Source organism: Pseudolabrys taiwanensis (assembly GCF_003367395.1).
Taxonomy (GTDB): domain Bacteria; phylum Pseudomonadota; class Alphaproteobacteria; order Rhizobiales; family Xanthobacteraceae; genus Pseudolabrys; species Pseudolabrys taiwanensis.
On record NZ_CP031417.1, the window covers coordinates 1,807,141 to 1,829,730 of the forward strand.

The 22,590-nt window shown below is 65.8% G+C and carries 19 protein-coding genes; 10 read left to right on the top strand and 9 right to left on the bottom strand.

What is annotated here, in order from left to right; all coding sequences use genetic code 11:
• Positions 1-48 precede the first annotated feature (48 nt).
• Positions 49-951: a leucyl/phenylalanyl-tRNA--protein transferase gene (gene aat, locus DW352_RS08690; protein ID WP_115690375.1), complete on the top strand. Its 903-nt coding sequence runs from the start codon at positions 49-51 to the stop codon at positions 949-951.
• A 91-nt stretch (positions 952-1,042) separates the two neighbouring features.
• Here the strand turns inward: aat and DW352_RS26735 are convergent, their stop codons facing one another.
• The 3 genes from DW352_RS26735 to DW352_RS08710 form a co-directional block, all read right to left on the bottom strand.
• Entirely contained in the window at positions 1,043-2,122 is a 1,080-nt protein-coding gene (locus DW352_RS26735; RefSeq protein WP_162826863.1) for a hypothetical protein, read from the bottom strand.
• A 126-nt stretch (positions 2,123-2,248) separates the two neighbouring features.
• Positions 2,249-3,550 (bottom strand): RsmB/NOP family class I SAM-dependent RNA methyltransferase, encoded by a 1,302-nt coding sequence (locus DW352_RS08705; RefSeq protein ID WP_115690379.1) that lies wholly within the window; start codon positions 3,548-3,550, stop codon positions 2,249-2,251.
• 57 nt (positions 3,551-3,607) lie between these two features.
• Positions 3,608-4,030, bottom strand: coding sequence for an MAPEG family protein (locus tag DW352_RS08710; RefSeq protein WP_115694314.1), 423 nt, complete (start codon positions 4,028-4,030; stop codon positions 3,608-3,610).
• Between the two features lie 144 nt (positions 4,031-4,174).
• Between DW352_RS08710 and DW352_RS08715 the strand changes: the two genes are divergently transcribed.
• Both DW352_RS08715 and DW352_RS08720 read left to right on the top strand, forming a co-directional pair.
• The gene (locus DW352_RS08715; protein WP_245434369.1) at positions 4,175-5,104 is read left to right on the top strand and encodes an alpha/beta fold hydrolase; all 930 of its coding nucleotides are present in this window, start codon (positions 4,175-4,177) and stop codon (positions 5,102-5,104) included.
• A gap of 7 nt (positions 5,105-5,111) precedes the next feature.
• Positions 5,112-5,552 (top strand): GlcG/HbpS family heme-binding protein, encoded by a 441-nt coding sequence (locus DW352_RS08720; protein ID WP_115690383.1) that lies wholly within the window; start codon positions 5,112-5,114, stop codon positions 5,550-5,552.
• A gap of 50 nt (positions 5,553-5,602) precedes the next feature.
• Here the strand turns inward: DW352_RS08720 and DW352_RS08725 are convergent, their stop codons facing one another.
• Both DW352_RS08725 and guaB read right to left on the bottom strand, forming a co-directional pair.
• The gene (locus DW352_RS08725; protein WP_115690385.1) at positions 5,603-5,992 is read right to left on the bottom strand and encodes an endonuclease domain-containing protein; all 390 of its coding nucleotides are present in this window, start codon (positions 5,990-5,992) and stop codon (positions 5,603-5,605) included.
• Positions 5,993-6,091: 99 nt separating this feature from the next.
• Positions 6,092-7,582 carry an IMP dehydrogenase gene (guaB, locus tag DW352_RS08730; protein WP_115690387.1) on the bottom strand — a complete coding sequence of 497 codons (1,491 nt, stop codon included), beginning with the start codon at positions 7,580-7,582 and terminating at the stop codon, positions 6,092-6,094.
• A gap of 304 nt (positions 7,583-7,886) precedes the next feature.
• Between guaB and DW352_RS08735 the strand changes: the two genes are divergently transcribed.
• Complete coding sequence (locus DW352_RS08735; RefSeq protein WP_115690389.1) at positions 7,887-9,308, top strand: DHA2 family efflux MFS transporter permease subunit; 1,422 nt, start codon at positions 7,887-7,889, stop codon at positions 9,306-9,308.
• 142 nt (positions 9,309-9,450) lie between these two features.
• Positions 9,451-11,748: a tetratricopeptide repeat protein gene (locus tag DW352_RS08740; protein WP_115690391.1), complete on the top strand. Its 2,298-nt coding sequence runs from the start codon at positions 9,451-9,453 to the stop codon at positions 11,746-11,748.
• 104 nt (positions 11,749-11,852) lie between these two features.
• On the opposite strand, the gene DW352_RS08745 is transcribed toward DW352_RS08740, so the two are convergent.
• Complete coding sequence (locus tag DW352_RS08745; RefSeq protein WP_115690393.1) at positions 11,853-12,548, bottom strand: RlmE family RNA methyltransferase; 696 nt, start codon at positions 12,546-12,548, stop codon at positions 11,853-11,855.
• Positions 12,549-12,669: 121 nt separating this feature from the next.
• Entirely contained in the window at positions 12,670-13,785 is a 1,116-nt protein-coding gene (locus DW352_RS08750) for a Ppx/GppA phosphatase family protein (protein ID WP_115690395.1), read from the bottom strand.
• A gap of 193 nt (positions 13,786-13,978) precedes the next feature.
• Between DW352_RS08750 and DW352_RS08755 the strand changes: the two genes are divergently transcribed.
• The 3 genes from DW352_RS08755 (at position 13,979) to DW352_RS08765 (ending at position 17,836) form a co-directional block, all read left to right on the top strand.
• A complete protein-coding gene (locus tag DW352_RS08755) occupies positions 13,979-16,333 on the top strand; it encodes a xanthine dehydrogenase family protein molybdopterin-binding subunit (protein ID WP_115690397.1) in 2,355 nt (784 codons plus the stop codon).
• Positions 16,334-16,464: 131 nt separating this feature from the next.
• Positions 16,465-17,349 carry a sulfotransferase family protein gene (locus tag DW352_RS08760; protein ID WP_162826864.1) on the top strand — a complete coding sequence of 295 codons (885 nt, stop codon included), beginning with the start codon at positions 16,465-16,467 and terminating at the stop codon, positions 17,347-17,349.
• A gap of 61 nt (positions 17,350-17,410) precedes the next feature.
• Positions 17,411-17,836, top strand: coding sequence for a GFA family protein (locus tag DW352_RS08765; protein WP_115690401.1), 426 nt, complete (start codon positions 17,411-17,413; stop codon positions 17,834-17,836).
• Between the two features lies 1 nt (position 17,837).
• On the opposite strand, the gene DW352_RS08770 is transcribed toward DW352_RS08765, so the two are convergent.
• Both DW352_RS08770 and DW352_RS08775 read right to left on the bottom strand, forming a co-directional pair.
• Entirely contained in the window at positions 17,838-18,995 is a 1,158-nt protein-coding gene (locus DW352_RS08770) for an MFS transporter (protein ID WP_342634900.1), read from the bottom strand.
• 740 nt (positions 18,996-19,735) lie between these two features.
• Positions 19,736-20,005, bottom strand: coding sequence for an usg protein (locus DW352_RS08775; protein ID WP_115690403.1), 270 nt, complete (start codon positions 20,003-20,005; stop codon positions 19,736-19,738).
• Between the two features lie 374 nt (positions 20,006-20,379).
• On the opposite strand from DW352_RS08775, the gene DW352_RS08780 reads away from it, so the two are divergent.
• Together DW352_RS08780 and groL are read left to right on the top strand one after the other, a co-directional pair.
• Positions 20,380-20,697, top strand: coding sequence for a co-chaperone GroES (locus DW352_RS08780; protein ID WP_115690405.1), 318 nt, complete (start codon positions 20,380-20,382; stop codon positions 20,695-20,697).
• A gap of 139 nt (positions 20,698-20,836) precedes the next feature.
• On the top strand, positions 20,837-22,468 hold the full coding sequence (gene groL / locus DW352_RS08785) for a chaperonin GroEL (RefSeq protein ID WP_115690407.1): 1,632 nt from the start codon (positions 20,837-20,839) through the stop codon (positions 22,466-22,468).
• The last annotated feature ends 122 nt before the right edge of the window (positions 22,469-22,590 follow it).

Genomic DNA, 22,590 nt, shown 5'->3' on the forward strand with positions numbered 1-22,590 from the left:
AATGCTGGAAATCCGGCTTGTTCACAGCCGGCAGAAGCCGGAGCATCCATGGCTTTCGAGACCCAGCGCCTGACAATGCCGGTCGCGCCCTCCGCCGGAACGGCCCGTCGCGACAGGCTGTTTCGCGAGTCCTTCCTCGAGACGATGGAGCGCTGGGGTCTCGGCACAGCCTGGGCGCTGATGCCCTCGCGCATCGGCGGCCTGCCGGCGCTGATGCGCATGGCGTTCGACGAGTTCATGGCGCCGGATTACGCGCTGCCCGATCCCGAACGCGCGCTCGATAATCCGCTCGGCCTCGCCGGCATCGTGCACGACTTGTCGCTGCCGACCCTGCTGTCGGCCTATCGCCGCGGGCTCTATCCCTTCGCGCATCTCGGCCCGCTCAAGTGGTGGTCGCCGCCGACGCGCTCGCTGCTGTTCTTCGAGGAATTCCACGTCGCCAAGCGCCTGCGCCGCCAGATGCGCCAGGGCCGCTACACCGTCACCTTCGATCGCGACTTCGAGGGCGTGATCAAAGCCTGCGCCGGCGCGCGCACGGGGCGCTGGCACGTCACCTGGATCACGCCGCGCATCATGCACGCCTTCGCGCAGGCCTTCGATGCCGGTCACGCGCATTCGTTCGAAGTGTGGAATGAGCGCGGCGATCTGGTCGGCGGCGGTTACGGCCTTGCCGTCGGCAACAGCTTCGTCACCGAGTCGCAGTTCTCGAAAGAGTCGAACACGTCGAAGATCGGCTTCACGGTGCTCAACTGGCACCTCGCGCGCTGGGGCTTTGCCTTCAACGACGGCAAGCTGATGACGCCGACGACGCGCGACATGGGCTTCCGCGAAGTGCCGCGCCGTGAATATCTCGGCCGCCTGACGCAGGCCGAACGCAAGCCCGAGCGCATCGGCCGCTGGCAGGTCGAAGCCGACATGATCACGATCGCCGACTGGCAGCCGCAGAAGTAATTGCTGTCGTCCCCGCGAAGGCGGGGACCCATACGCCGCAGTCCCTCGATAGTGCAGAGGTTATGGGTCCCCGCCTGCGCGGGGACGACTGCTACTTATCCAGAATCTGGCCGACGAGCGGGATGTTCGAGATCCAGCTCGACGAGCGCTTCTCGCCATTGCCCGCCTGCGCGATATCGAGCGGCGGCTGGTCGGGGATCGCTCCCGGCGGCACCGGGTGATCGTCGCCGCTGGCGGCGGCACGCTGCGACGGCGCGGGCGCTTCACCAACGGCCGTGGCCGGCGGCAAAGCCGGCGCCGTCACTTCCGGCTGCACGGCCGCTGCCGTCGGCGCGACGCTGCTGCGCAAGGCCGGCGCCTCTTCGGCGGGCGCACGCGGCTTCATGATCGCGGCAGCCTCGCGGGCACCGTCGTGCGAGACCAGCGCGCCGCGCACGGCGTCGAGCCAGCGCGCATCGTTGACCGCCGGGTCGAACGCTTCGGTTTCGGCCGCCGCGGGCGCCGCCTGTTTGGCGACGGCCGTCGACCGCGCCTCCGGCTTGCGCGCCACTTCCCTGGCCGGCGCCTCGGATTTGACGGCTTCGCTCTTCACCGGCTCGGCCTTGGCGACCTCAGGCTTCGGCGCCTCGGCTTTCACCGGCTCCGGCCGGGCGATCTCGATTTTGCGCACCTCGGTCCGCGCGGGCTCGGCCTTAACCGGCTCCGCCTTGGCTGCCTCCACCTTGGCCGCCTCGGCCTTGACCGCCTCGGCCTTGGCCACGTCGGCCTTGGGCGCCGCCACCGGCCGCTCCGGCACGGTGCGCGGCTGGGCCTGCAGCAGCGTCACGAACGCCGCCTTGGCGTCGGGATCGAACGCGCCGCACGACTTCTCGAAGGTCTCGACGTCGCGCCGCACCAGCATGCGCCGGGTGGCCGCATCGATCTTCTTGTCGATCATCGCGATGATGCTGGCGCGCAGTTGCTGGCACTGCGTGTCGGGCGAGAAGTTGGCGTTGTAGACCGAGTAGGCGCTGCCGAGCGCGACCGGGATCGCCAGGAACGAGCCGGCCAGTTGCAGGAGGCTCAACACCCGCGCCGTGCGCGGCGGCGGCACATGGATGCGGTCATCCCGATGGGACGACGGATCGGGCGCTCCCGAATGGTGCATGGGATCGCGGGTCGCCACCAGCATGGAAGGGAAGCCTCAATGAGAAAGATCGTCGCGACGCTCAGTCACGAAATTATCCGGGAAAATTTGGGCCGGGATTGCGGCGCAATCGGGGAATTCAGTTTCCCGAACGCGACAATGAACTTTAAGTCAGCCCGTGTGACGTAGAAGCGACACGAAGAACCCGTCCGTATCGGTCAGCCGCGGTGTCATGAGAATACCTTCGGGCGCAAGCCGCGCGGCCTTGCTGAACATGAAAGCGCGTTCGCCGAGCGCGCCCGCGACATCGACAGGCGGCACCAGCGCCCAGCCGCCATGGCGGCCGAGGAAGGAACGCACCTGCGCGCCGTTCTCCTGGTCCAGAACCGAGCAGGTGATGTAGGCGATGCGGCCGCCCGGCTTAACGAAGGTCAGGGCGCGGTCGAGAATCTCGGCCTGTTCCTTGACGCGCTGCTCGAGCGCGCCCGGCCGCATCCGCCATTTGGCGTCCGGGTTGCGGCGCCAGGCGCCTGTCCCGGTGCAAGGCGCATCGATCAGCACCAGGTCCATGTGACCTTTGAGATCGTCGATCTCGCTGCCGATCGACTTCGGCGTGCGCACCTGCGCATTGCGGGCGCCCGAGCGTTTCAGCCGGTCGTGGATCGGCGCCAGCCGCCGCTTGTCGTCGTCGGTGGCGAAGAGCTGTCCCTTGCTCTGCATCATCGCCGCGAGGGCCAGGGTCTTGCCGCCGGCGCCGGCGCAAAGGTCGAGCACCTGTTCGCCCGGCTTGGCGCCGGAGAACAAGGCCGCGAGTTGCGAGCCCTCGTCCTGCACCTCGACGAAGCCTTTCAGGAAAGCCGGTTCGGCATGGATCGGCGGGCTCTTGGCCTCGGCCGACAGCCGGATGCGCAGGCCCCAGGGCGACCAGCGCGTTGCGTCCGGCTTGAGGTCGGCAAGCATCGCCGCCGCCTCGTCGCGCTCGCCCTTGAGCGTGTTGACGCGCAGATCGAGCGGCGCGCGCGACGCCAGCGCCGCCCCCTCCGCCGCGCGTTCGTCGCCGAACGACGCGTTGAAATACGGATCGAGCCATTCCGGATAATCGCCCGCGACATGGGCGGGAGCGCCGGACAGGTCGGCGACATCGAGATGCTTGCGCTCATCTTCCGTCAGCGGCGCCGGCGCGAAGCGCGCACCGTCGCAGAGTTTGGCGATCGCGTCCGTGTCGTGGTCGCGCTCGCGCCGGAGCATGCCGAGAACGATCGCCCGCGGCGTCTCCGCACCCATCAGATGCGCGCTCGAGGCGCGGCGGCGCAGCGCGTCGTAAACGAGCCCCGCGATCGCCGCGCGGTCACCCGAGCCGGCAAAGCGATGTGCCAAACCCCAACTCTTGAGGGCGTCGGCGGCTGGCCGGCGCTCACGTTCGATGGCGTCGATGACTTCGATGGCGGCGGAAACGCGGGCGGCGGGTGTCATGACGGCGGCGTAGCTTTTGCCGGCGGCGATTACAACGGAAAAAGGCGCGAACCGCCCTTACGGTAAGCCAAGCAGGATGCGGACGATGAAGATCACCCACATGATCAGCAGCACCAGCATGCCGACCGCGAACAGCGAACCACGGACGCGGACATTGTTGCCGGTCGTGTGCACGTAAGCATGGGCCAAGCGCAAGAGCACGAAGACCCAGGCGAGCACGACGAAGATGATATCGGCGTGGCGGGTGATGATCGACAGGATGGTCAGGACATAGAACAGCACCGGCAATTCGAACTGGCTTGCGTAGCTGTTCCCGACCTGCAGCGTCCGCGCCGGCCAGTTCGGTTGACCGAGCGCGATCTCGGCCGGTCGCACGCCCCCGTTTAAATCGTTCGACCGCCGAACCACCAGCCAGATCAGCAAGCCGAACGTCAGCAGCACCTCGACGAACAGCGGCATCAAAATAACCGGGATCGGCATCGGCATCACCTCGGACGGTTGCAACGAAAAGGCGGATCGCTTGGGCAGGTGCGCGGTCGCCGGACTTTCATGGCATAAAAGCGGCGTCATTTCCTTTGTACGGTACTCCTGTATAGTCACCCTACTCAACCAGTGGGGCTCTCAATGCGCACGCCATCCCGTGTTCTCGCCGCAGCCTTTTGCGCCGCGGCGGCACTCTCCGCTCTGCCTGCACAGGCGCGGATGGAATCCTTCCCGTCCTCGTTCCGCGTGGAACGCATCAAGGCCAACGACGCGACCCTTTACGTCCGCGTCGGCGGGCAAGGTCCGGCGGTCGTGCTGCTGCACGGCTTCGGCGATACCGGCGACATGTGGGCGCCGGCCGCCCGCGCGCTCTACAAGAACCACACCGTGATCGTGCCCGACCTGCGCGGCATGGGCCTGTCGTCGCAGCCCAAGGGCGGCTACGACAAGAAAACGCAGGGCCAGGACATCGCCAAGGTGATGGACGCGCTCAAAGTCGAGAAGGCCGACCTCGTCACCCACGACATCGGCAACATGGTCGGCTATGCGCTGGCCGCGCAATATCCGCAGCGCATCACCAAATGGGTGATCATCGACGCGCCGCTGCCCGGCATCGGCCCCTGGGACGAGATCCTCAAAAGCCCCCTGCTCTGGCACTTCAACTTCCGCGGTCCCGACGTCGACCGCCTCGTGAAGGGCCGCGAGCGCATCTATCTCGACCGTTTCTACAACGAGCTGTCGGCCAACCCGAAGGCGATCGACGAAGCCACCCGCCGGCACTATGCGCGGCTCTATGCCCGCCCCGGCAACATGCATTACGCCTTCGAGCAGTTCGCCACCTTCAACACCAAGGACCGCGCCGACAACGTCGAATTCCAGAAGACCAAACTGCCGATGCCGGTGCTGGCGTTAGGGGCCGATCACTCCTTCGGCGATACCCAGGCGGTCGTGATGCGCGATGTCGCCACCAACGTCCAAGGCGGCATCGTCAAGAACTCCGGCCACTGGATCATGGAAGAACAGCCGAAGCAGACCGTCGATTTGATCGTCAAATTCCTCGACGGCAAGTGAGGCGGCGATGGGCGACATCCTCACGCAGCACAATATCGGCGTCGACCTTGCGCTCGTCGCCGCCAAGGCTGCGCTCGAGGAAAGCCGCCGGCGCGGCTATCCGCGCTTTGCCGTCGCGGTCACCGACCGCGCCGGCCGCCTGCTCGTGCTGCTCAAGAGCGACGACGGCGGCGCGCATCTCGTCGATTCCGCCCGCCGCAAGGCCTACACCGCGGCGAGCATGAACGCGCGCACCTCTAAGGCGTCGAAGGCCATCGACGAACGCTCGGGCGAGCCCGATCCGCACCTCGTCTATCTAAACGATGTGCTCATCGTCGGCGGCGGCGTGCCGATCCAAGCCAAAGGCGAACTGATCGGCGCCATCGGTGTCGCCGGCTCGCCCGGCAGCGTGCACGACGAAGAATGCGCCGACGCCGGCATCGCAGCGATCGCGGGGAGCCTAGCTTAGTCGGGCGGACGCGCGCTCTTTATCCCACCCAGCCAGAGTGTGAGATGCGCTTATCCCTCCCCGCCAGGGGAGGGTGGACGCGCGCGCATGCGCGCGGCCGGGTGGGGATTCGTCAATGCCAGATATATGGCTTGCATCACGCCTTCGATCTCGTGGCTCACTTCCGCGTTCGAGAAACGCAAGACCTTATATCCTCGCCGCTCCAACGCCTGGTCGCGAACGGCATCGCGTTGTCGATGCTCGTCGAAACCGTGCTGATGACCGTCGACCTCCACGATGAGAAGCGACTTGCGGCACTCGAAATCGACGACATAAGGCTTCAGCGGCGACTGCCGCCGAAAATGATGGCCAATGGCGCGCAATTCACGAAGGCGAAGCCACAGCTTCACCTCTTGCGGCGTCATTGATTTTCGCAATTCGCGCGCACGCGATGGTGGCATGGCAATCCCCACCCGGCGCCTGTCGGCGCCACCCTCCCCTGTCGGGGAGGGAACCCGCACGCTATCTCATCGCGCTTCGCCCCGGGAGGGAAAGCGCGGCTACACCCCGCCCGGATAGTTCGGGCTCTCGCGGGTGATGGTCACGTCGTGCACGTGGCTCTCGCGCAGACCGGCGCCGGTGATGCGCACGAACTCGGCCTTCTCGTGCATGGCGGCGATGGTCTTGGCGCCGACATAGCCCATGGCGGCGCGCAGGCCACCGGCGAGCTGATGCAGCACGGTCGAGGCCGAACCCTTGTACGCCACCTGCCCTTCGACGCCTTCCGGCACCAGCTTGAGGCTGTCCTTGATGTCCTGCTGGAAGTAGCGATCGGCCGAACCGCGCGACATCGCGCCGACCGAGCCCATGCCGCGATAGCTTTTGTACGAGCGGCCCTGATACAGGAACACCTCGCCGGGCGTCTCGTCGGTGCCGGCGAGCAGCGAACCGATCATCGCCACATGGGCGCCGGCCGAAATCGCCTTGGCGAGATCGCCCGAATATTTGATGCCGCCGTCGGCGACCACCGGCGTGCCGGTCTTCTGCGCCGCCTCGACGCAATCCATGATCGCAGTGAGCTGCGGCACGCCGACGCCGGCGACGATGCGCGTGGTGCAGATCGAACCCGGTCCGATGCCGACCTTGATCGCGTCCGCGCCGGCATCGATCAGCGCCTTGGCGCCGTCGGCGGTGGCGACATTGCCGGCCACCACCTGCACCGCGTTCGACAGCCGCTTGATGCGGCTGACCGCGTCGAGCACGTATTGCGAATGGCCGTGCGCGGTGTCGACGACGACGAGGTCGACGCCGGCGGCAATCAGCGCCTCGGTGCGGAAGAAGCCCTTGTCGCCGACCGTGGTCGCGGCGGCGACGCGCAGACGGCCCTGCTCGTCCTTGCAGGCGTTCGGATTGGCGACCGCCTTCTCGATGTCCTTCACGGTGATGAGGCCGACGCAGCGATACTGATCGTCGACCACCAGCAGTTTCTCGATCCGGTGCTGGTGCAGGAGACGCTTGGCCTCGTCCTGGCTCACGCCCTCGCGCACGGTGATGAGCTTGTCCTTGGTCATCAGTTCGGCAACGCGCTGCTCGGGATCGTCGGCAAAGCGCACGTCGCGGTTGGTCAGAATGCCGACCAGTTTGCCGGGCTTGCTGCTCGACGCGTTCTCGACGACGGGAATGCCGGAGATGCGGTTCGCCTTCATCAGGTCGAGCGCTTCCTGCAGCTTCGCCGTCGGCTCGATGGTGAGCGGGTTCACCACCATGCCGCTCTCGAATTTCTTGACCTGCCGGACCTGCGCCGCCTGCTCTTCCGGCTCCATGTTGCGGTGGATGACGCCGATGCCGCCGGCCTGCGCCATGGCGATGGCCATCTCGGTCTCGGTCACCGTGTCCATGGCCGACGCGATGATCGGCAAATTGACGCTGATCGAACGGGTGATCTGCGAGCGGATATCCACGTCCGCCGGCATCACTTCCGACAGGCCGGGCCTGATCAGCACGTCGTCGAAAGTAAGCGCTTCGCGCGGGCTCTGATTGTTTCTGGCCATCGCCAACTCCGTGTCGCCCGCATCAGGGGCATTCGGCCGGCCGGAGGGTTATGACAGCCCGTTGCGAGAGGATTCCCTCGCCCGACGATCGGCCCGCTTTTGGGTTGGCGGTGGTCGATAGCACGGTAATTTCCCGATTCCTAGGACATTCGCGGATGGCTGGCATGACTGCGCACAGGTGCTTTCCGCCTTCCTTCCGCCCTCGCCCCAGGGTTGATAGCGAACGGCCAGCCCTATCCAAATCGCCCTGTCCGCCGTTACATGCCGCCGCTTACCGAAACGCCCCCGCCGGGATCCCGCGTTCATGCGCCGTGACCGTATCGTACCGCTGATCATCGCGGTCGCCCTGTTCATGGAGAACATGGACTCGACCGTGATCGCCACGTCGCTCCCGGCGATCGCGACCGATATCGGAACCAATCCGCTGGCGCTGAAGCTGGCCGTCACCTCCTACCTGCTTTCGCTCGCGGTCTTCATCCCGGCGAGCGGCTGGACCGCCGACCGCTTCGGCGCCCGCACCGTGTTCAGCGCCGCCATCGCCGTCTTCATGATCGGCTCGATCGGCTGCGCCTTGTCGTCCAGCCTCACCGACTTCGTCATCGCCCGCATCGTGCAGGGCATGGGCGGCGCCATGATGACGCCGGTCGGACGCATGGTGCTGGTCCGCACCATCGACCGCCGCGAGCTGATCGGCGCGATGGCCTGGGTGTCGACGCCGGCGCTGATCGGCCCGGTGCTGGGCCCGCCGATCGGCGGCTTCATCACCACCTATGCGAGCTGGCACTGGATCTTCCTGATCAACATCCCGATGGGCGTGCTCGGGATCGTCCTCGCCTTGCGCTTTATCCCCGACGTGAGGGCCGATGAGCGCGAGCGCTTCGACCTCGTCGGCATGGTGCTCGCCGGCCTCGGCATCGCCGGCGTCGCCTTCGGCCTGTCGGTGCTCGGCCTGAACTTCCTGCCGTTGTGGATCGTCGTGGCGCTGGTCGTCGGCGGCGCCTGCTTCATCGTCGCCTATCTCGCGCATGCGCGGCGCATCGCCAATCCGGTGCTCGATCTGACGCTGTTCAGGCTGCCGACCTTTTTCTCCAGCGTCGTCGGCGGCTTCATCTTCCGCCTGGGCTTGGGCGCGCTGCCGTTCCTGCTGCCGCTGATGCTGCAGATCGGCTTCGGCATGACGCCGTTCCAATCCGGTCTCGTCACCTTCGCGACCGCGCTCGGCGCCTTCGGCATGAAGTGGGCGACGACCTGGATCCTGCGCGCCTACGGCTTCCGCAACGTGATGACCATCAACGCGGTGGTGAGCGCCGTCTTCCTCGGCGTCTGCGCCTTCTTCACCGCAGAGACGCCGATCTGGGTGATGCTGCTGTTGCTGTTCGTCGGCGGCTTCTTCCGCTCGCTGCAGTTCACCAGCATCAACACCCTCGCTTACGCCGAGGTCGACCCGCAGCGCGCCGGCCGCGCCACGTCGCTGGTCAGCGTCGCGCAACAGCTGGCCATCTCGTCGGGCGTCGCCGTCGGCGCGATGGCGGTCGAGTTCACCCTGCATCTGCGCGGCGGCACCACCTTCGACGCCGCCGACTTCCCGCCCGCCTTCCTCGCGGTCGCGGTCGTTTCCGGTCTGTCGGTGTTCTTCTTTGCCCGGCTCGCGCCCGATGCCGGCGCCGAAATGTCGGCCCGGCCCAGCCTCGTCGCCGCCGAACCGCAGGAAAAGCGCGCGAGCTAGCCCACTATATTACCACTTCTCGTTAACCATATTTGGATATCGCCCCCTGTAAAGACATTGGCGGCGGCGTAATTTTGCGGCTGACTATGGTTAATGAGCTGGGTCAAAAACATCGGCCCGCCTATTCCGGTAAAGTGCACACATGCGTAACGCGACTGCACAATGGCTGCTGATGGGGACCGCTGTCGCGGCGATCCTTGTTGTTGGCGCGGTCGAAGCTTCGCCGTCGCTCACGCGCGACCTGCGCGTCTGCGCCACGCAAACCGAAAACCTCGCCGATAAACGCATCGCGGCCTGCACCGCCGCGCTGAAGTCGGGCCGTCTGAAAGGCGAGCCGCTCGGCGTCGCTTATGGACTGCGCGGCCTCGCTTATCTCGATCGCAGCGACGTCGCGCACGCGATCGGCGATCTCAACAACGCCATCCAGTTCGCGCCGAACTTCGCCCCCGCCTACCAGAACCGCGGCAACGCCTGGTACGCGCGCGGCAATTACGGACAGGCGATGACCGACTACGACAAGGCCATCAACCTCGATCCCAACGAAGCCTCCGCTTACACCAGCCGCGCCACCTTGCGGCGCGACCTCGGCAACACCCAAGGCGCGCTGGAGGATTACGAAAAGGCGATCAGTCTCGGCGCCAACCGCTCCGGCCCCTATAGCGGCCGCGGCGAAATGTATCTGCGCCAGCAGGACTACGCCCGCGCCATCGCCGATTTCGACCACGCGATCGAGATCGACAAGGACCCCGGCGATTACATGCTGCGGGCCAAGGCCCGCGAGGGCGCGAACGATATCGACGGCGCGCTGCGCGACTATCAGGAAGCCGCGCGCCTGAAGCCGAAGAGCTTGGACGCGTGGACCGCGCAAGCCGCGCTCTGGCGCAAGAAGGGCAATGTCGACCGCGCGATCGAGGCCTATGACCGGGCGCTCGACGCCGATGAAAACCAGGCGCTGATCTATCGCCTGCGCGCCGAGGCCTATGTCGCCAAGGGCGATCGCAAGCGCGCTTATGCCGACGTCGGGCGCGCGCTGAAAGGCAATCCGACGCTGAACGGCCTGCGCGTGCGCGGCAATCTGCGTCTGGAGGACGGCGACTTCAACGGCGCCATCGCCGATGCCGACGCCATGCTCAGGTTAGAGGCCGGCAACCGCGACGCGCTGACGCTGCGCGGCGTCTCTTACGCGCGCAAGAAGGATTACGCCAAGGCGCTGCCCGATCTGGAGCAGGTGCTCACCGCCGACTCCAAGGACAGCGCGGCCTTCATCGAGCGCGGCCAGATCTATCTCGCCAAGAACGATCCCGATCGCGCGATGGCGGATCTCAGCCGCGCCATCGATCTCGGCGCGGTCGGCGCCGCGACCTTCCGCGCGCGCGCCGCGTTGTACAAGTCGAAGGGCGATGCCGCGCATGCCATCGACGATCTGGGCGAAGCGATCAAGCGTAGCGCCCAGACCAGCGACTATTTCGACCGCGGCTTCTTGCGCAACGCCGCCGGCGACAAGAACGGCGCCCTCGCCGATCTGAACGAGGCGCTCAAGCGCGATCCGGCCAATATCGCCGGGCTGACCGCACGCGCCGCGCTGCGCCAGGAGGCCGGCGACATGCAGGGCGCGATCGGCGACTACGATGCGCTGCTCGCCAAGCAGCCGAAGAACATGCAGGTCGTGCGCGCCCGCGCCGCGGCGCTGATGGAAATCAAGAGCTACGCCAAGGCGGCCGAGGACTATGACCGTCTCATCGCGGCCGAGCCCGGCAATGCCCAGGCTTATTATCAGCGCGGGCTCGCGCGCGAGCAGGAGCATCAGCGCGACAAGGCGCTTGCCGATTACAAGCAGGCGGTCGCGCGCGACGCCAATTTCGCCGACGCACGCGCGGCTGTCGCGCGCCTGACGCCGCCGCCTCCGCCACCGCCGCAGATGCGCAAGCCGGAGCCGCGCGTCGCCGCCAAAACCAAGGCCGAGCCGAAGCAACACGAGGCCAAGGCCGAGCCCAAAGTCGAGCCGAAGATCGAGTCGAAGGGTGAGGCCAAGGTAGAGGCCAAGAGCGAGCCGAAGCTCGAAGCCAAGCCCGACGTCAAAGCCGACGAGCCCAAGGCCAAGGTCGAAGCGCCGAAGGCGAAGAGCGAAGCGCCACAGCGCGCTGCCGCGGTCCCGCCGGCTCCGGTAGCGCCGCCCAAGCAAGTCCGGGCGACCGAACCAGCGCCGCCGCCGAACGCCCGCGAGCGCACGATGACCGCGCAGGAACGCGCTTATCAACGGAAGCTCAAGCGCGAGTTCGAAGCGGAAGAGCGCCGTGAACGTCAGATCAAGCGCAAGCTCGTGGAACGGCGCGCGGCCGAACGGCGCGCGAGCACCTATTACGCGCCGCCGGAAATCCGTTACTACCGCGCCGGCACCGAGCCCTCGCGCAAGGCCACCTTCAGCGACGTGTGGCGGTAGCGCTGCCCGGACGAGTGCGGATCCTGTAGCCCGGATGAGCGAAGCGAAATCCGGGACCTGATCGAATGCCCCCCGCATTTCGCTGCGCTCATGCGGGCTACACGCTAAATGCGCTCGCTGGATCCCCGAAATCCGGTCGCCAACAGATACAGCTCCGCCGAATCCGCGCGGCTGGCCGGCGGTTTGATGTGCTGCACTTTGGCGAAGTCGCGCTTGAGCGCGGCCAGCAGGTTCGCTTCGGTGCCGCCCTGCAGGACCTTGGCGAGGAACGCGCCGCCCGGCGCCAGCACCTCGCGGGCAAACTCGATCGCAAGCTCGACCAGCGCCATGATCTTCAAATGATCGGTGCGCGCATGGCCGGTCGCATTCGCCGCCATGTCGGACAGCACCACATCGGCCGGACCACCGAGCATCTCTTTCAACTTGTCCGGCGCCGCCGCGTCGAGGAAGTCGAGCTTGGCGAACATGACGCCCGGCACCGGCTCCATGTCGAGAATGTCGATCGCCACCACCTTGCCTTCGGCCGGCGCGCCGACGCGCTTGGCGGCGATCTGGCTCCACCCGCCGGGCGCGGCGCCGAGATCGACCACGCGCGCGCCCTTCTTCAGGAAGCGCGCCTTGTCGTCGATCTCCATCAGCTTGAAGGCGGCGCGCGAGCGGAAGCCCTCGCGCTTGGCGCGCGCGACGTAAGGATCGTTGAGCTGGCGCTCCAGCCACAGCTTCGACGACAGCGAGCGCTTGCCGCCGGTCTTCACCTGCACCTTCATGGCGCGGGTGCCGCTGCTGGTTTTCTTGGCCATGTCTCAAAAGTCCTCGGTCATTCCGGGGCGCGTGCGTAGCACGCGAACCCGGAATCCAGAACCGCTCTCTGCTCGGCTGGATTCCGGGTCCGCGCCTTCGGCGCGCCCGGAAAGACGAAAATCACAACGCCGCCGCCTGCTCGCCGCCCCAGGCGCCGTCGTCGCGCATCATCTGCACCAGCATGCCTTCGCGTAAGCCACGATCGGCAACGCGCAGACGCTGGCACGGAAAGGCGCGGCGAATGGCTTCCAGGATCGCGCAGCCGGCCAGCACCAGATCGGCGCGCTCGGCACCGATGCAGGGCGAGGCCGCGCGCTCGTCGTAGCTCATGTCGAGCAGCCGATCGACCACCGCGTTGACCTCCTGCGCGTTCATCCAGCAGCCGTCGACACGGTTGCGATCGTAGCGTGGCAGATTGAGATGCACGCCGGCGATGGTCGTCACCGTGCCGGACGTGCCGAGCATGTGGATGCCGCGCAGATTGCTGATGCCATGCTCGGCCAGGAACGGACCGATCAGGCCGAACACTTCCTGCACCATGCGCTCGTAGCTCTCGCGCGTGACGCGGATGCCGCCGTGGCGCTCGGCGAGCGTCACGACACCGGTCGGCAGCGAAACCCAGCCGCGGATCTGCGGCAGCGGCGGCCCGCGCCGCGTCCGCTGCGATTGCTCGAGCCGCACCAGTTCGGACGAACCGCCGCCGATATCGAACAGCACCGCGCCTTCGGCCTGCGGATCGATCAGCGGCGTGCAGCCGGTGGCGGCGAGACAGGCCTCGGTCTCGCGGTCGATCACCTCGAGCATCAGGCCGAGCTCGTCCGCGACGCGATCGCGGAAGGCGGCGCCGTTCTCGGCGGCGCGGCAGGCCTCCGTCGCGATCAGCCGCGCGCGCGTGACGCCGCGGTTCTTCATCTTGGTGCGGCAGATGGCGAGGGCTTCCATCGCCCGATCGATCGCCTTGTCGCTCAAACGGCCGGTGAGCGACACGCCCTCGCCCAGCCTGACGATGCGGGAAAAGGCGTCGACGACACGGAACCCGTCGCCGGCCGGCCGCGCGACCAGCAGGCGGCAGTTATTGGTGCCGAGATCGAGCGCGGCATAAGTCGACCCGCCCCGATCGTGCTCGGAGCCGTTCCGTTGTTCGCCAGACGACCGCCGACCCCACCGGGACCGCTCCGGCGGCACCCGATTGATGGCAGGGTCGAGGCCTGGGACATCCCCGGCCTCGCCGCTCATAAAAACCAAACCCTTCTACCGCCGCGCGGGCCCTTGGGCCGCCGGCCGCGTCGGCAATGTTCCATTTTCATCAAAAGTCTAACAGCGTCAGTGCCTGACGCAACCCTCGGTCCCGTCATGCCGTATTGTGGAACCGGCGGCACTGCCCTATTTCAACGGTTTGCCGCACAATTCTCGACCGAAAGCCCCCGACATGGACGAACGTACCTCCGAAGCCGCGCTCACGCTCACCAAGTTCGGCGTCGGTCAGCCGGTTCGGCGCACCGAGGACCCCAAGCTCGTGAAGGGCGAAGGCCGCTATACCGACGACGTCAACCGTCCGGGGCAGGCCTATGCGGCGATCGTGCGTTCGCGCGAGGCGCACGGCGTCATCCGCGGGATCGACATCGAGACCGCCAAGGGCATGCCTGGCGTGCTCGCCGTGCTGACGGCGGCTGACCTGAAGGAATACGGCGGCCTGAAGTGCAATGTGCCGCTGAAGAGCCGCGACGGCTCGCCCATCCGCTACGTGCCGCGCCCCGCCCTCGCCGCCGACAAGGTGCGTTTCGTCGGCGATCCGATCGCCTGCGTGATCGCGGAGACCGTCGAACAGGCCAAGGACGCCGCCGAGGCGGTCGCCGTCGACATCGATCCGTTGCCGGTCGTGCTCGATCCGGAAGCGGCCAGCAAGCCCGGCGCCCCCCTCGTCTATGACGAAGTGCCGAACAACGTCGCGCTCGATTTTCACTTCGGCGATACCGCCAAGGTCGACGAGGCCTTCGCCAAGGCCAAGCACGTCACGCATCTGCGCACGTCCAACCAGCGCATGATCATCGCGCCGATGGAACCGCGCGTCGCCATCGGCGAATTCGAAGCCGGCTCCGCGAAGTGGACGCTTACCTCCTGCACACAGGGCGTGCACGGCGTCAAAACCGCGTTGATGGATATCCTGAAGATCCCGGCCGAGAAAATGCGCGTCGTCACCGGTCAGGTCGGCGGCTCGTTCGGCATGAAGGCGCCGGTCTATCCCGAATATGTCTGCATCCTGCACGCCGCCAAGGTTCTTGGCCGTCCGGTGAAGTGGACCGACGAGCGCTCGGGCTCCTTCGTCTCGGACCACCACGGGCGCGCGCAGGACATGAACGTCGAGATCGCGTTCGACGACAACGCGCAGATCCTCGCCGTCCGGCTGACCGGCTATGGCGACATGGGCGGCTATCTCGGCGCGTTCGGCCCCATGCTGCCGACGCTCAACGTCACGAAAAACGTGGTCGGCGTCTATCGCACGCCGCTCCTGGAGGTGTCGGCCAAGTGCGTGTTCACCAACACCACGCAGGTCTCCGCCTATCGCGGCGCCGGCCGCCCCGAGGGCAACTATTACATCGAACGCGCGCTCGACATCGCCGCGGCGGAGCTCGGCATCGACCGCATCGAATTGCGCAAGCGCAACATGATCAAGCCGCGCGACCTGCCCTTCAAGGCGGCGTCCGACATGACCTATGACAGCGGCGATTTCCCCGCCGTGCTCAAGCAGGCCCTGGAGATGGCCGACTACAAGGGCTTTGCCCGGCGCAAGCGCGAGAGCAAGAAGAACGGCAAGCTGCGCGGCATCGGCATCGGCTGTTATCTCGAGGTCACCGCCGGCGGCGGCAAGGAGCTCGGCAACATCCGCTTCAACGACGACGGCACCGTCACCATCGTCTGCGGCACGCTCGACTACGGCCAGGGCCACGCCACCGCCTACGCGCAGGTGCTCGTCGACCAGCTCGGCATTCCGTTCGACCGCATCCGGCTCGAGGAAGGCGACAGCGATATCGTCACCTTCGGCGGCGGCAGCGGCGGCTCGCGCTCGATCATGTTCGCGTCGGCGACCATCGTTGAATCGGCGCAGCTCGTCATCGAGCGCGGCAAGCAGGCCGCCTCTTACGTGCTGGAAGCCTCCGCCGGCGACATCGAATTCAAGGACGGCAGCTTCGTCATCGCCGGCACCGACCGTTCGATCGGCCTCATGGAGCTGGCCGCCAAGCTGCGCGGCGGCCTCAAGCTGCCGGATGGCGCGCCCGCCTCGCTCGACGTCGATCACACGCTCAGCAATCCGCTGCCGTCGGCCTTTCCGAACGGCTGCCACATCGCCGAGGTCGAGATCGATGCCGACACCTTCGAAACGCGCGTCGTGAAGTATTCCGCGGTCAACGATCTCGGCACCGTCGTCAATCCGATGCTGGTCGAAGGCCAGATCCAGGGCGGCGTGGTGCAAGGCCTCGGCCAGGTGCTGCTGGAGAAGGCCGTCTACGACAACGACGGTCAGCTCGTCAGCGGCTCGTTCATGGACTACGCGATGCCCCGCGCGCACGACGCGCCGATGATCGAGGTCGCGCATCATCCGGTGCCGACCAAGAGCAATCCGATCGGCGCCAAAGGCTGCGGCGAAGCCGGCACGTCGGGCGGCCTGCCGTCGGTCGCCAACGCGGTGATCGACGCGTTATCCGAATACGGCATCCGTCACATCGAGATGCCGATGACACCGTCGTCGATCTGGAGCGCGATCCAGGCAACGCAAAAAGCCTGAAAAACCTGCGTGTAACAAAGTGTTTCGGGCATATTAAATTCTGTAAACGCGGTTGTTTCCTGCTTCCCTGAACACCGAGCAAGAGATAATTCGGTGTTCAGGGGCGTCTCGATCAATTGTCGAGCCGCAAGTTGCAAACACCTGCCTGTCTTCTCCGCCGCGTACACTACTGTGTCGATAACGCCCGCGCGCACATCGTCAATTGCCGCGATCGCCTGACGGATCCCCGCGCGGGCTCCTTCTTCCGCACGCTGATCGAACGCGGCTACAGACCGAACGCCCATATCGACGTGCTGCCGCAGCATCGGCTGATCTATGTCTGCGTGCCGAAATCCGCCTCCACCAGCGTCAAGGCCCTGCTCGCCACGCTGAACGGACGGCGATCGGTCGCCGCGCGCAAGCTGCACAATCGCCGACATACGGGATTGCAGACGCCGGCGCGGATCGGCATCTCGTCGTTCTATCGATTGGCCACTTCGCCCGACACGTTGCGCTTCACCTTCGTGCGCAATCCTTATGCGCGGCTGGTTTCCGCCTGGGCCGACAAGTTCCAAAACAAGCCGCTGGTGCCGGGCGACGCGTTTATCGAAACCTATCTCGCATGGCGCGGCATCGTCGATCCGTCTTTGCCGGCCGGCGCCGACGCGACCTTGTCCTTTGCCCAGTTCGTGCATTTCGCGGCGGCGACCGCCGAGCGCCGAGTCGACGCCCATTGGCAATTGCAGGACGATCTCATCAGCATGCCGGGCATCGCCCTGGATTTCGTCGGCCGCGCTGAGCGCTTCCACACCGACGTCGAGCGTGTCCTCGACCATGTCGGCATCGCCGCGGCGACACGACCGGCCGTGCTCCGACACTTCAACGCATCCAAGCACAAGCCGTGGATCAGCTATTACACATCCGAACTGGCCAACTGCGTCTATCGCGCGTATGAGCGCGACTTCGACAGGCTCGGCTATGCGCGTGCGATCACGCCGGCCGCGGCGGTCTCGCGGCTCGGCACTCGATCCGTCTGAGGGACTGTTCCGGTTTCGGCGCGCTGGCTTCGAAGCGACCCGAACGGAGACAGGAGACCACATGACGAACGACGCGCATGTCCGGACCGGCCAGTGCCATTGCGGCGCCGTGCGTTTCGAGGTGACGCTCAGCGACGGCTTCAATTCGATCCGCCGCTGCACTTGCTCTTATTGCCGGATGCGCGGCGCCGTCGTTGCCATGGCGGAGATGGGCGGGATCAAGATCCTGCAGGGCGAGGACGCGCTGACGACCTATCGTTTCCACACCGGAGCGGCGCAGCACTTCTTCTGTTCACGCTGCGGAATATACACGCACCATCAACGGCGATCCGACACGACGCTTTACGCCGTCAACGTGGCCTGTCTGGATGGGGTGAGCCCGTTCGATTTCGCCGAGGTGCCCGTCATGGACGGCGTCAATCACACGAACGACACCGGCAAACCGACGCGTCGCGCCGGAACCCTTCGCTACATCCCGGCGGACTGACTTAACGCTGCGCGGCCGGCCGCTGCTGCCACGTGAAGACGAGCAGCACGGCGGCGGCCACGATAAGCGCGAAACCGGTATAGCCGACGAGATGCACATGGCCGGTGGCGAACAAGGCGCCGCCGACACCCGAGCCGATCGCCTGCCCGACATAGAGGATCGACGTGTTCATGGCGATCGACGCGCTCGTGAGGTCGGGCGCGGCCACCGCCAGGCGCGCCTGCTGCATCGAATTGATCGAGGCGAAGCCGAGGCCCCAGATGCCGACGCCGATTCCCATCACGGCAGGCAAACCAGCGCCGGCCGCCCACAAAGCCATGCCGATGACGATCGCCGCCAAACAGCCCGCGAGGGTGCGTTCGATGCCGAACCGCGTCACGACCGCGCTGGCGATGATGTTGCCGAGCAGACCCGTCGCACCATACAACGCGAAGAAGCCGCCGATGGTCGTGGCGTCGGCACCGGCCAAAGCCACGAGCAACGGCGCGAAGTAGATGAAGACGGTGAACTGGCCGGACGTCTGAACCAAAGTGAGCAAGAGAATCGAGACGATGCGCTTGCTGCGTCCGATCTCGGCGAAGCTCAGAAGCGACAGCGGCTTGCCTTGCAAACCACGCGGCAGAGCGAAATACGACAGCAGCGCCACCACGACGGCGGCGGCGCCGAGAATGCCGAACGCCATGCGCCAGCCGAGATGCGTGGCGATGAACGTGATCAGCGGCAGGCCGCCGGCGACCGCCAATGACCAGCCGAGAAACACGAACGAGATGGCGCTCGAGCGCTCCTTCTCCGGCACGATCAAGCCGATCGCCGCGGCGGCCTGCGGCGTGAAGATCGCGGCGATGGTCAGCATGGCGACGCGCACGATGAGAATCGTCGCGTAATTCGGCGCGAAAGCGGACAACGTCTGGCCGACAGCCATCACCGCCAGCGTGGCGACGAGAAGCACGCGGCGATCGATGCGGGTCGTCAGCCACGCCATCACCGGCGAGCCGATGCACAGAACCACGGCGCCGTAGGTCACCAGCAGACCGGCTTCATGAATGCCGACATTGAGACCCGTGGCCAGGTCGGCCAGCATGCCCGCCGGCGCCAGCACGGCGAGGCCCGTGACGATATTGCCGAGCATCAACACGAAACGGGGAAAGAACGTGCGCAAAGAGCAGCCGAATGTTCGAGGTCGGAAGAAGAGTGTGTGAAGTAATGCCCCACGCGCGCATTGACCATGGCCGAAGCGATCGCCGCGCACGAAATGTTGGAATGCTTTGCATCACAGATTGTCATCGATTTTTCGAAATTCCTTTTACAAACAGCCACTTGGATTCTCGGATAAAAAGTAATCCCCATCGTTCCGGGCGCCCTTAAACTGCGTATCGTCCCGCTCATCTGAGGGCGCTTCATGAGGCGTCATAAAGCGGAGCGGGACGCGGCGCTCGCGGGCGGGAGACGAACGCACCTCCCAAGCTCCCGAGCGGCGGCGGATCCCGCCCGGGGGCACTAGGACCCCCTGCGAGGAGCTCGCTGACACCGAGGTCCCACACGCTTTGGATGGGCCTCCGTTGAAAGCGCGGCCCGCCGTTGGAAGACGCCGCGATGGCGCGCCGAGAAGGCGCCCGTGCTTCGGCGACGAAGCACGGCTTCACGAACGAACGTCGCGCCGCTCGGCGCGCCGTCGCCCTCTTTATTCAGGGGGCAAAAGGAATGGAGGCGTACCCGGCGCCTTGCAAAGAATACGGGCGGCGGAGCTTTGCGCAGCCGTCATCCCGGCCGAGCGAGCGTAGCAAGCGAGAGCCGGGATCCAGTACGCCGTGCCCTATCGATAGCCTGCGGCGTACTGGATGCCCGCTTTCGCGGGCGTGACAGAAGTATGCTGTCTGAAAACAGGACGAAGAACGCCGCTCAATGCAGACTGAACTCGCTGTCGATCGCCTTCAATTCGGCCGGCTTGATCAGCTTCTGATGGGCGACCTGCACCGAGTGCAGCGGCCCCTCGAGTTTCTTCTCCCAGAACGCGAGGAAACGGTGCAGCTCGGGGAACTCCGGAAACAGATCGTATTCCTGCCAGACATAAGACTGCAGCAGCCAGCGGTGGTCCGGCCGGCGGTACAAAATGTGGGCGGTGGTCAAACCGTAGCCATTTACCTGCTTCAGGAATTCCGTCGAAACCATTTCAGCCCTCCAGAGAGTCGGACTTGCAAAGTTTCCCTTCCCCGCTTTTGTCATTGCAAGCCGAAAAGATGAACATCCTGTGTAAAATCAAGGCGTTAGCAGCAATTGTGACGATCTGCTAACAGCCCTGCCCGGGCCCTGGACGCGGCCGGGCATGAGCAACCCGGAACAATTGCGGCGGTTCCCACGGCGCCGTTAACCACGAAGGTTCGGCGGCCGGCGAAAGTGTTGGCACTCGCGGGGTGTGAGTGCTAAAAAATTTTCCGACCCCTCTTGCGGGATCAAATCGGCCACCCATCTGGCCGCCCAGGTACTGGCAATGGAACTGCCGTACCAAAAAATTCACAACGGCTCAATCACTTAGGAGGACTGCCATGAAGTTCCGCCCGCTTCACGACCGTGTCGTCGTCAAGCGCATCGACGCCGAGCAGAAGACTGCCGGCGGCATCATCATCCCCGACAGTGCGCAGGAAAAGCCGAGCCAGGGCGAAGTCATCGCCGTCGGCCCCGGCGGCCGTGACGAGGCCGGCAAGCTCACCCCCATCGACCTGAAGGTCGGCGACGTCGTGCTGTTCGGCAAGTGGTCGGGCACCGAGGTCAAGATCGACGGCCAGGATCTCCTGATCATGAAGGAGAGCGACATCATGGGCGTGCTCGAAGGCGTCGTGGCCGGCAAGAAGAAGGCCGCCTAACCACCCACCCGTCATCCTGAGGTGCGCGCTCGCTTCGAGCGCGCCTCGAAGGATGACAGCCACAATGAACGGTCATCCTTCGAGGCTCGCCGCATCCGCGGCTCGCACCTCAGGATGACGACCAAGAGGACAAACTCATATGGCTGCTAAAGACGTCAAATTCTCCGTTGACGCGCGCGATCGCATGCTGCGCGGCGTCGACATCCTCGCCAACGCCGTGAAGGTGACGCTGGGTCCCAAGGGCCGTAACGTCGTCCTCGACAAGTCGTTCGGCGCCCCGCGCATCACCAAGGACGGCGTCACCGTCGCCAAGGAGATCGAGCTAGAGGACAAGTTCGAGAACATGGGCGCACAGATGGTGCGCGAAGTCGCTTCGAAGTCGGCCGACTTCGCCGGCGACGGCACCACCACCGCCACCGTGCTCGCCCAGGCGATCGTCAAGGAAGGTTCGAAGGCGGTTGCCGCCGGCATGAACCCGATGGACCTCAAGCGCGGCATCGACCTCGCCGTCGCCGCCATCGTCGAGGATCTCAAGACCAACTCGAAGAAGGTCACCTCGAACGACGAGATCGCCCAGGTCGGCACCATCTCGGCCAACGGCGACAAGGAAATCGGCCAGTTCCTCGCGGAAGCGATGAAGAAGGTCGGCAACGAAGGCGTCATCACGGTCGAGGAAGCCAAGTCGCTCGAGACCGAACTCGACGTCGTCGAGGGCATGCAGTTCGACCGCGGCTACATCTCCCCCTACTTTGTCACCAATGCCGACAAGATGCGCACGGAGATGGATGATCCCTACATCCTGGTCTACGAGAAGAAGCTCTCGGGCCTCCAGGAGCTGCTGCCGCTGCTCGAGTCGGTCGTGCAGACCGGCAAGCCGCTGCTGCTGATCGCCGAGGACGTGGAAGGCGAAGCGCTCGCCACGCTCGTCGTCAACAAGCTGCGCGGCGGCCTCAAGGTCGCGGCCGTCAAGGCGCCGGGCTTCGGCGATCGCCGCAAGGCCATGCTGCAGGACATCGCGATCCTGACCGGCGGCCAGGCGATCTCGGAAGATCTCGGCATCAAGCTCGAGAACGTGACGATCAACATGCTCGGCCGCGCCAAGAAGGTGTCGATCGACAAGGAGAACACCACGATCGTCAACGGCGCCGGCAAGAAGGCCGACATCGAGGCGCGCGTGGCGCAGATCAAGGCGCAGATCGAGGAGACCACCTCGGACTACGACCGTGAGAAGCTGCAGGAGCGTCTGGCCAAGCTCGCGGGCGGCGTCGCGGTGATCCGCGTCGGCGGCGCGACCGAGGTCGAGGTGAAGGAGCGCAAGGATCGCGTCGACGACGCGATGCATGCCACCCGCGCCGCGGTCGAGGAAGGCATCCTGCCGGGCGGCGGCATCGCCCTGCTCCGCGCCACCGAGGCGCTGAAGAAGGTGAAGACGCAGAACGAAGACCAGAAGCACGGCGTCGAGATCGTCCGCAAGGCGCTCCAGGCTCCGGCGCGTCAGATCGCGCTCAACGCGGGTGAAGACGGCTCGGTCATCGTCGGCAAGGTCCTCGAGAAGGATCAGTACTCCTACGGCTTCGACGCGCAGAACGGCGAATACGGGAACATGATGTCCAAGGGCATCATCGACCCGACGAAGGTTGTGCGCACGGCGATCCAGAACGCGGCTTCGGTCGCGGGCCTCTTGATCACCACCGAAGCGATGGTGGCCGAACTGCCGAAGAAGAAGGACGCCATGCCGGCGATGCCGCCGGGCGGCGGCATGGACTTCTAAGGAAGTCCATAAAGCCGCCACTCACTTTAAGTGATCGAAGTCGGCAACAGCCGACTTCGATTGGCGGCATGGACTTCTAAGTCCATCCTTCAGACGGAAATGCGAAGGCCCGGGAGAAATTC

Excerpts from the sequence above, each read along its gene's own strand:
- guaB (WP_115690387.1), bottom strand. The coding sequence starts at position 7,582 with ATGGCCAGAAACAATCAGAGCCCGCGCGAAGCGCTTACTTTCGACGAC.
- DW352_RS08720 (WP_115690383.1), top strand. The coding sequence starts at position 5,112 with ATGGGCGACATCCTCACGCAGCACAATATCGGCGTCGACCTTGCGCTC.
- DW352_RS08745 (WP_115690393.1), bottom strand. The coding sequence starts at position 12,548 with ATGGCCAAGAAAACCAGCAGCGGCACCCGCGCCATGAAGGTGCAGGTG.
- DW352_RS08780 (WP_115690405.1), top strand. The coding sequence starts at position 20,380 with ATGAAGTTCCGCCCGCTTCACGACCGTGTCGTCGTCAAGCGCATCGAC.
- DW352_RS08705 (WP_115690379.1), bottom strand. The coding sequence starts at position 3,550 with ATGACACCCGCCGCCCGCGTTTCCGCCGCCATCGAAGTCATCGACGCC.
- DW352_RS08765 (WP_115690401.1), top strand. The coding sequence starts at position 17,411 with ATGACGAACGACGCGCATGTCCGGACCGGCCAGTGCCATTGCGGCGCC.
- DW352_RS08755 (WP_115690397.1), top strand. The coding sequence starts at position 13,979 with ATGGACGAACGTACCTCCGAAGCCGCGCTCACGCTCACCAAGTTCGGC.
- aat (WP_115690375.1), top strand. The coding sequence starts at position 49 with ATGGCTTTCGAGACCCAGCGCCTGACAATGCCGGTCGCGCCCTCCGCC.
- DW352_RS08710 (WP_115694314.1), bottom strand. The coding sequence starts at position 4,030 with ATGCCGATCCCGGTTATTTTGATGCCGCTGTTCGTCGAGGTGCTGCTG.
- DW352_RS08725 (WP_115690385.1), bottom strand. The coding sequence starts at position 5,992 with ATGCCACCATCGCGTGCGCGCGAATTGCGAAAATCAATGACGCCGCAA.
- DW352_RS08740 (WP_115690391.1), top strand. The coding sequence starts at position 9,451 with ATGCGTAACGCGACTGCACAATGGCTGCTGATGGGGACCGCTGTCGCG.
- DW352_RS08735 (WP_115690389.1), top strand. The coding sequence starts at position 7,887 with ATGCGCCGTGACCGTATCGTACCGCTGATCATCGCGGTCGCCCTGTTC.
- DW352_RS08775 (WP_115690403.1), bottom strand. The coding sequence starts at position 20,005 with ATGGTTTCGACGGAATTCCTGAAGCAGGTAAATGGCTACGGTTTGACC.
- DW352_RS08750 (WP_115690395.1), bottom strand. The coding sequence starts at position 13,785 with ATGAGCGGCGAGGCCGGGGATGTCCCAGGCCTCGACCCTGCCATCAAT.
- DW352_RS08715 (WP_245434369.1), top strand. The coding sequence starts at position 4,175 with ATGCGCACGCCATCCCGTGTTCTCGCCGCAGCCTTTTGCGCCGCGGCG.
- DW352_RS26735 (WP_162826863.1), bottom strand. The coding sequence starts at position 2,122 with ATGCTGGTGGCGACCCGCGATCCCATGCACCATTCGGGAGCGCCCGAT.
- groL (WP_115690407.1), top strand. The coding sequence starts at position 20,837 with ATGGCTGCTAAAGACGTCAAATTCTCCGTTGACGCGCGCGATCGCATG.